The sequence below is a fragment of the Albidovulum sp. genome (genome assembly GCF_008933605.1).
GTDB lineage: Bacteria > Pseudomonadota > Alphaproteobacteria > Rhodobacterales > Rhodobacteraceae > Albidovulum.
The window spans coordinates 23582-31588 of sequence record NZ_WBUS01000023.1 but is presented as its reverse complement, the minus strand read 5'-3'; the positions used below and the strand labels follow the sequence as shown (position 1 = coordinate 31588).

Below are 8007 nucleotides of genomic sequence, written 5' to 3'. Positions count from 1 at the left end.
CCTCTGGACGAGGCGCTCAGACCGATCCGGGCCGGGCTTCAGGGTGGGCAGTACCGCCCGCTGAGCGAGGCGGGAATGGCGCGCATCCATGCCGCCGCGCTGGACGCCTTGGAGGTGATCGGGCTTAGCCAGGCCCCGAAATCGGGGGTGGAAATCCTGACGGGGGCCGGCGCCGTGCAGGGCGACGATGGCCGCATCCGCTTTCCCCGTGCGCTGGTGGAAGACATGCTCTCGGTCGCCGCGCGCGACATCACGCTTTTCGGACGCGATCCGAAGCATGACCTGCACCTTACGGGCAGCAACGTGCATTTCGGCACGGCGGGCGCGGCAGTGCATGTCGTCGATCTGGCGACGAACACCTATCGCGACTCCACGGCGCAGGACCTCTATGACGCGGCGCGGATCACCCAAAATCTCGACAATGTCCATTTCTTCCAGCGCGCCATGGTCTGCCGTGACGTGACCGACAACCTGGAGATGGACCTCAACACGCTCTACGCCTGCTGCGCCGGGACGACGAAGCATGTCGGCACCTCGTTCAGCGACCCGTCCCATGTCGCGCCCTGCTTCGACATGATCCACCGCATCGCGGGGGGCGAGGCGGCGTGGCGGGCGCGGCCGTTCATCTCGAACTCCAACTGCTTCGTCGTGCCGCCGATGAAATTCGCCGAGGAAAGCTGCATCACGATGGAGCATTGTATCCGCGGTGGCATGCCGGTGCTGCTCCTCAGTGCCGGGCAGGCGGGGGCCACGGCGCCGGCGCCGATTGCGCTTGCCATCGTGCAGGCAATGGCCGAGTGCCTCGCCGGTGTCGTCTACGTCAACGCGATGGCGCCCGGGCACCCGGCGATCTTCGGCACCTGGCCTTTCGTGTCGGACCTGCGCACGGGCGCCATGTCTGGCGGATCGGCGGAACAGGCGCTGCTGACGGCTGGCTGTGCGCAGATGCACCGCTTCTACAACCTGCCCGGTGGTGCGGCGGCGGGGATCACCGATTCCAAGTTGCCCGACATGCAGGCGGGGTGGGAGCAGGGCATCACCAACGTCCTCGCCGGGCTTTCGGGGCTGAACATGGTCTATGAGGCCGTGGGGATGCACGCCTCGCTTCTCGGCTTCTGCCTGGAAAGCCTCGTTCTCGGCGACGACATCCTCGGCCAGGTCCTGCGCTGCGTGCGCGGGATCGACGTGACCGAGGACTCCACCTCCATCGAGGCGATGAAGGAGGTCTGCCTTGGCGGGCCCGGCCACTACCTCGGCTCGGGCCAGACGCTGAAACTGATGCAGACGGAGTATGTCTATCCGGTGCTCGGCAACCGGATGAGCCCGAAGGAGTGGGCGGAGGCCGACCGGCCCAAGTTGCTCGACCGGGCGATCCGGCGGAAGAATGAGATCCTGGATAAGGCCGGGATGCAGATCGACCCGCAGATCGATGCCGCGATCAGGTCCGACTACAACATATATTTCCGCTGACTCAGAGACTGAAACGGGAGAGGAGCCGATGCATTACGGCTACATCGGGCTTGGCAATCTTGGCGCGAACTGCGCCGGCTGCCTTCTGCGGGCGGGTTTCGATCTTACCGTGAGCGACGTCAACCGCGCTGCGGCGGAGGGCTTGATCGGGATGGGGGCCGAGTGGGCGGACAGTGCCGCCGATCTTGCCGCGCGCGTCGATCACGTCATCACCTGCCTGCCCTCGCCCGCGGTGTCGGAGAGGGTCCTCGCGACCATCCTGCCGGCGATGAAGCCCGGTGCCAGCTGGATCGAGATGTCCACGCTCGGCCGGGACGACGTTCTGAGGCTCGCGAAGATTGCCGAGGCCGCGGGCGTGCGGATGCTCGAACTCCCTGTCACCGGCGGGGTCCACCTGGCCGCGCGCGGAGAGATCACGATGCTGCCGGGCGGCGACGCGGACCTTGTCGATCTGCACCGCCCGGCGATGGAGGCGATGGGCAACCGCGTCTTCCACATGGGGCCTCTCGGTTCCTCGGCGATCATCAAGGTGATCACCAACATGCTTGCCTTCATCCACCTCAAGGCCTGCGGCGAGGCATTGATGCTGGCGAAGCGTGGCGGGCTCGACCTCGGCCAGGCGTGGCACGCCATCGCGGCATCGTCGGGCAATTCTTTCGTGCACGAGACGGAGGGCGCGCTGATCCTCAACGGCTCCTACGACATCGCCTTTTCCATCGACCTCGCGCTGAAGGACCTCGGCTTCGCGCTCGGCTTCGGGCGGGAATTCGGCGTGCCGCTCGACCTCGCCGCGATGACGAACCAGACCTACATCGCCGCGAAGGCGGCCTATGGCGGTGAGGCGCAGTCGCCGATGATCGCGAAGCTTCTGGAGGACCTCCTCGGCACGGACCTGCGCGCACCGGGGTTCCCGGCGCGGCTGGAATAGCCGGCAAGCGACCTCCGCTGTCGCGAAACGCGCGGCGGTCCGGCCGCGTGCATGGGAAGGAGAGGCGGGAGGCGGGGAAGCGACGTGGACGGCGCGACATTCGATTACGTGATCGTGGGGGCGGGTTCGGCGGGATGTGTGCTGGCCGAGCGGCTGTCGGCGAACGGCCGTCACCGGGTTCTCGTCATCGAGGCCGGCGGCAGCGACCGGCGGTTCTACGTCCAGATGCCCTTGGGATATGGCAAGCTCTTCTATGACCCGGCGGTGAACTGGCTCTACGCGACGGAACCCGACCCGGGGCTGGCCGGGAACCGCGACCACTGGCCGAGGGGAAAGGTTCTCGGCGGCTCGAGTTCCATCAACGCCATGGTCTGGATCCGCGGCCACGCAAGCGACTATGACGACTGGGAGGCGGAAGCCGGTTCCGCCTGGGGATGGGAGGCCGCCCGCGCCGCCTATCGCGCCATCGAGGACAACGAGGGGGGCGAGGACGAGTGGCGCGGGACGGGCGGGCCCCTGTTCATCTCGGCCAACCGGCGCGACCTCCATCCGCTGGTCGAGACCTTCCTGAGATCGGCCGAGGCGGCGGGGCTGCCCCGCAACGAGGACTTCAACGGCGCGCGGCAGGAAGGGGTGGGCATCTACCAGATGACCATCCGCAACGCGCGCCGGAACTCAGCCGCGCGGGCCTTCCTCAGGCCGGCGATGAAGCGGCCGAACGTCACGGTGCTGACCCACGCACAGGTGACGCGCGTCCTCTTCGAGGGGCGCCGCGCCGTGGGCGTGGAGTACCGCAGGCAAGGCGGATCGGGCCGGGTTAGAGCCGAATCCGACGTTATCCTCGCCGGCGGGGCCATCGGATCGCCGCATCTTCTGATGCTCTCGGGTATCGGGCCGGCGGCGCAACTCAAGGCGCATGGAATCGCGGTAGTCGCGGAAGCGCCGAACGTCGGCCGCAACCTCAACGATCATCAGGGGCTCAACTACACCTGGCGCATGAGGGTCCCTACCTACAACGACATCCTGCGGCCCTGGTGGGGCAAGGCACTGGTCGGAATGAAATACCTCCTGACCGGCACGGGACCGCTTGCCAAGTCGATCAACCACGCGGGCGGATTCTTCCGCACCTCGCAGGGGCTGACACGCCCCAACATGCAGCTCTACTTCCAGGCCTTCTCCACGCTCGTTCCGAGGGTCGGAGAGCGGCCGCTGCTGACCCCCGACCAGTTTTCCGGCCTGTCGATCGGGCTTTCCAACTGCCGGCCGACGAGCCGGGGCGAGATCACCTTGAAGAGCGCTGACCCCTTCGAGCATCCGAGGATCGTCGCGAACGCCTATTCGACCGACACCGACGTGGCGGAGATGCTCGCCGCGGTAAAGGTATTGCGCCGGATCTCGGCCGAGGATCCGATCCGGTCGCTGATCGCCGAGGAGCTTCGGCCCGGGCCGTCGGCGCAGTCGGACGACGACCTCATCGCCGATTTCCGCGCGCGCTCCGGCACGGTCTATCACCCGTCCTGCACCGTGCGGATGGGGCGGGACGCCGCTACCTCGGTGGTCGACCCGGATCTCCGGGTGAGGGGGGTCGAGGGCCTCAGGGTCTGCGACGCTTCGGTCTTTCCAACGCTGATCGGTGGCAATACGAATGCGCCGAGCATTCTCGTCGGCTGGATCGGCGCCGAGCGAATCCTCAAGAACGCGCGCTGAGGTCTACAGATGGCATTTCTCCTGGGCGTCGATACCGGCGGCACCTATACCGACGCGGTGATCCTCGACGAGCGCGAGGATCGGGTAGTCGCCTCGGTAAAGTCGCTGACGACCCGGCCGGACCTGTCGAAAGGCGTCGGAAGCGCCATCGACGCGGCGCTGGAGGCGTCCGGGGTTCCTGCAGGCGCCATCGCCATGGTGTCGCTTTCGACCACGCTTGCCACCAACGCGCTGGTCGAGGGACAGGGCGGGCGGGTGGCGCTGGTGTTCATCGGCTTCGCGGCACCTGAACTGGCCAGGGCGGGGCTCGAAGAGGCGCTGAAGGGCGATCCGGTGATCCTGATCCCGGGCGGTCACAGCCACGCGGGGACGGAGGTCACCACCCTCGATCTGGCAAGGTTAGAGACGGAAATCTCCTCCCTGCCTTCCGGCGTGACCGCCTTTGCGGTGGCCGCGAGCTTCGCCACCCGGAACCCGGCCCACGAGATCGCCGCTCGTGACCTGATCCGCCGTCGCACCGCCCTGCCGGTCACCTGTTCACATGAGCTTTCCGCCGGGCTGAACGGACCGCGCCGGGCGCTGACGGCGGTGCTGAACGCCCGGCTGGTCGGGATGATCGACCGCCTGATCGCGGCCTGCGAGGCGCATATGGGCCGGCGTGGAATAAGCGCGCCACTCATGGTCGTCCGCGGCGACGGCGCGCTCGTCTCGGCGGCCCTCGCACGCGAACGGCCGATCGAGACGATCCTTTCCGGCCCCGCCGCCTCCATCGCCGGTGCAAGCTGGCTGACCGGGGAGAGGGATGCGCTGGTCTCCGACATCGGAGGCACCACGACGGATGTCTGCCTCCTGCGCGACGGCCGCCCCGCGATCGACCCGGAGGGTGCCCGGGTCGGCGCCTTCCGCACCATGGTGGAAGCTGTCGCGATGCGCACCACCGGGCTCGGCGGCGACAGCGAAGTGCACCTGGTGGAGGGGCTCGTCACGGACCTGCGTCTCGGGCCGCGAAGGCTGGTGCCCGTGTCGCTCATGGCACGCGACTGGCCGGGGCTCGTCCACGACGCCCTCGACGGCTGGCTCGCAGGCGAGGCGACCGGCGAGCATGACGGCCGCTTCGTCCTGCCGATGTGGCATGGCACGCCGCCGCAGGGACTCGACCCGCGCGAGGCTGCGGTCGTGGCGCGGCTGACCGAGGGCCCCCTCAGGATGACGGACGCGCTCCGCACAAGGCCGGAGCTTCCGGCCCTGATGCGGCTCGTGTCGCGCGGGCTTGCGATGATCTCCGGGGTCACGCCCTCGGACGCCTCGCATGTTCTGGGGCGGCTCGAAAGCTGGGATGCGGGCGCGGCGCGAAAGGCACTGGCGTTGTTCGCCAAGCGCCGCAACGGGCATGGCGACCGTATCGCTGCCGGACCCGAAGAACTCGCGCAGGCGATCATCGACCGGCTGACGGCGCAGACGGTCGACTGCCTGCTCGAAGCTGCCTTCGCCGAGGATGGCCGCGACTGGGGCGAGGCCCCCGAGGTGCTCGCACGTCACGCGCTGATGCGCGCCGGACTGGACGGCTACTGCGGCGTTCTGGGGATCGAGGCGCGTCTTGGCGTGCCGGTCATCGGCCTCGGCGCCTCGGCGCTGTCCTACTATGGTGCCGTGGGCGAGCGGCTTCACGCACGGATGATCCTGCCCGACTATGCCGGTGTCGCGAACGCCATCGGCGCTGTCGTGGGGCAGGTCACCATGCATGTGGAAGGCACGGTGACGAGCCCCGCCGCAGGGACGTTTGTCGCGCACACGCCGGACGGCCCGGAGCGCTTCGCCGAGCGCGATCAGGCCCTTTTCGCGCTGGAACAGGCCCTGTCCAAAGCGGCATCCGACCGTGCCCGGCGCGCCGGGGTGGAGGAGATCCGGCTGGTGACAGACCGTACGCTTTCCGAAATCGAGATCGAGGGCAGCCCTATGTTCATCGAGGCCCGGCTGCGCGTCACGGCGAAGGGCCGGCCGCGGATCGCGACGGGCTAGGTCAGGGCCGCGGCAGCCCCGCTTCCGCCGCGATCGACGCCCGGCTCTTGCGCGCGCGCTCCGTCGCGGATTTGAGCTGTCCGCAGGCGGCCATGATGTCCTCGCCGCGCGGCGTGCGGATCGGGCTGGCATAGCCGGCCTTGTGGACGATGTCGGCGAAGGCCTCGATGCGCTGCCAGTCGCTGCGCTCATAGGGCGCGCCGGGCCATTCGTTGAAGGGAATGAGGTTGATCTTGGCCGGGATGCCGGCGATCAGCTTCACCAGCCGCCTTGCATCCGCGTCGCTGTCGTTCACATCCTTCAGCATGACATACTCGAACGTGATGCGTTCGGAGTTCGACAGGCGCGGATAGTCCCTGAGCGCTGCCAGAAGCGTCTCGATGTTCCAGCGCTTGTTGATCGGAACCAGACGGTCGCGCACCTCGTCCGTGGTCGCATGGAACGACACGGCGAGCAGACAGCCGATCTCCTCCGCCGCCCGGGTGATTTCCGGCACGACGCCCGAAGTTGAGAGGGTGATACGCCGGCGGGACAGCGAGAGCCCCTCGCCGTCCATCACCACCTTCATCGCGTCGCGGACGTTCTCTAAGTTGTAGAGCGGCTCGCCCATGCCCATGAGCACGACGTTGGAGACCAGCCGCGTCTCGTCCTTCGGCGCGCCGGGCACCGGCCACTCGCCAAGGTCGTCGCGCGCCACCATGACCTGGCCCACGATCTCGCCCGCCGTGAGGTTGCGGACGAGCTTCTGCGTGCCGGTGTGGCAGAAGGAGCAGGTCAGCGTGCAGCCGACCTGGGAGGAGATGCAGAGCGTGCCGCGGTTCTCCTCGGGGATGTAGACGGTTTCCACCTCGTGCCCGCCGGCGATGCGCAGAAGATACTTGCGCGTCCCGTCTGCCGACACCTGGCGCGTCACCACCTCCGGCAGCGCGATCTCGAACCTGTCCGCGAGAAGTGCGCGGTAATCCTTTGCAAGATTGGTCATGGCGGCGAAGTCGCGCACGCCCCAATGGTAGATCCACTGCCAGATCTGGCCCACGCGCATCCGGGCCTGTTTCTCGGGTGTGCCCGCCGCGATGAGCGCGTCGCGGAACTGCTCGCGGGTCAGCCCGACAAGGTTCACCCGCCCGCCTTCGGGAAGGCGGCGGGGAATCGTCATCACATCCTGGGTGATCGGCGCGCTAGGGCTCTGGTCGGTCATCGGGCGGTCCGTCTGTGCAAGACAGGTCATATAGTCCATCGCACCACAAAACGGAACAGCCCGCCTGCGGAGGCCGGCAGGTGGCGATTGACCCACGTCAAGGCGCCTGCCGGCGATCCGTGGCAGCGTCGCAGGGTTATTGATGGATGGAGGCACGCATGGCTCGCGGCAAGACTTCCCAGGCCGGTGACGCAACGCAGATGTTCACGGCGGTACCCCAGCCGGCCGCCGCCCTGACGACACCCCAGATGAAGCAGTTCTGGAAGGCGCAGGACAAGATTCTCGCCGAGGCCGAGGCTTTTGCGCGTCATTGGTTCGCACGCCGGCACGCGGCGACGAAGGCTGCGCTGAAAGCCTGCGAGGAAGCGGCCGAGGCGAACCCGACCGACGCGCTTGCCGCGCTTCAGGCGTTCCGGGACTGGCAGGCCCAGTCGGCCGAGCGGATGGCCGAGGATGTCCGGGAATGGGTTGACATGTGGGGCCGGTGCGCAGGCCACTTCGTGACCGGCGAGGTCACGGCCGGCGCCGAAACGCTGGACGAGTTGCAGCGCGAGGGCGCGGAGCTTCATTCTCGTCACGCGACGCCGGTCTGACGCGCGATTCGCGGGAAGGACGGTTCGCCTCGGCGGGTGGGGCCTGTAGACTGGGCGGGCGATGTCGGACGAAACAATCTGCTCCCCGCATG

General features: G+C 68.0%; 6 protein-coding genes. 5 read left to right on the top strand and 1 reads right to left on the bottom strand.

Annotation, left to right across the window (positions count from 1 at the left end):
- From F9K34_RS05295 to F9K34_RS05280, 4 genes are all read left to right on the top strand, one after another.
- Positions 1–1470: trimethylamine methyltransferase family protein (locus F9K34_RS05295; protein WP_291335864.1), on the top strand; the 1470-nt coding region annotated here is incomplete at its 5' end.
- A gap of 28 nt (positions 1471–1498) precedes the next feature.
- Positions 1499–2398: an NAD(P)-dependent oxidoreductase gene (locus F9K34_RS05290; protein ID WP_291335863.1), complete on the top strand. Its 900-nt coding sequence runs from the start codon at positions 1499–1501 to the stop codon at positions 2396–2398.
- An 84-nt stretch (positions 2399–2482) separates the two neighbouring features.
- Entirely contained in the window at positions 2483–4105 is a 1623-nt protein-coding gene (locus tag F9K34_RS05285; RefSeq protein WP_291335862.1) for a GMC family oxidoreductase, read from the top strand.
- Positions 4106–4114: 9 nt separating this feature from the next.
- Positions 4115–6124 (top strand): hydantoinase/oxoprolinase family protein, encoded by a 2010-nt coding sequence (locus F9K34_RS05280; RefSeq protein ID WP_291335861.1) that lies wholly within the window; start codon positions 4115–4117, stop codon positions 6122–6124.
- A gap of 1 nt (position 6125) precedes the next feature.
- On the opposite strand, the gene rlmN is transcribed toward F9K34_RS05280, so the two are convergent.
- Positions 6126–7322, bottom strand: a complete 1197-nt coding sequence (gene rlmN / locus F9K34_RS05275; protein WP_291335860.1) for a 23S rRNA (adenine(2503)-C(2))-methyltransferase RlmN — start codon at positions 7320–7322, stop codon at positions 6126–6128.
- Between the two features lie 158 nt (positions 7323–7480).
- Here rlmN and F9K34_RS05270 point away from each other — a divergent pair, with 158 nt between their 5' ends.
- A complete protein-coding gene (locus F9K34_RS05270; RefSeq protein WP_291335859.1) occupies positions 7481–7915 on the top strand; it encodes a hypothetical protein in 435 nt (144 codons plus the stop codon).
- Positions 7916–8007: the final 92 nt, after the last annotated feature.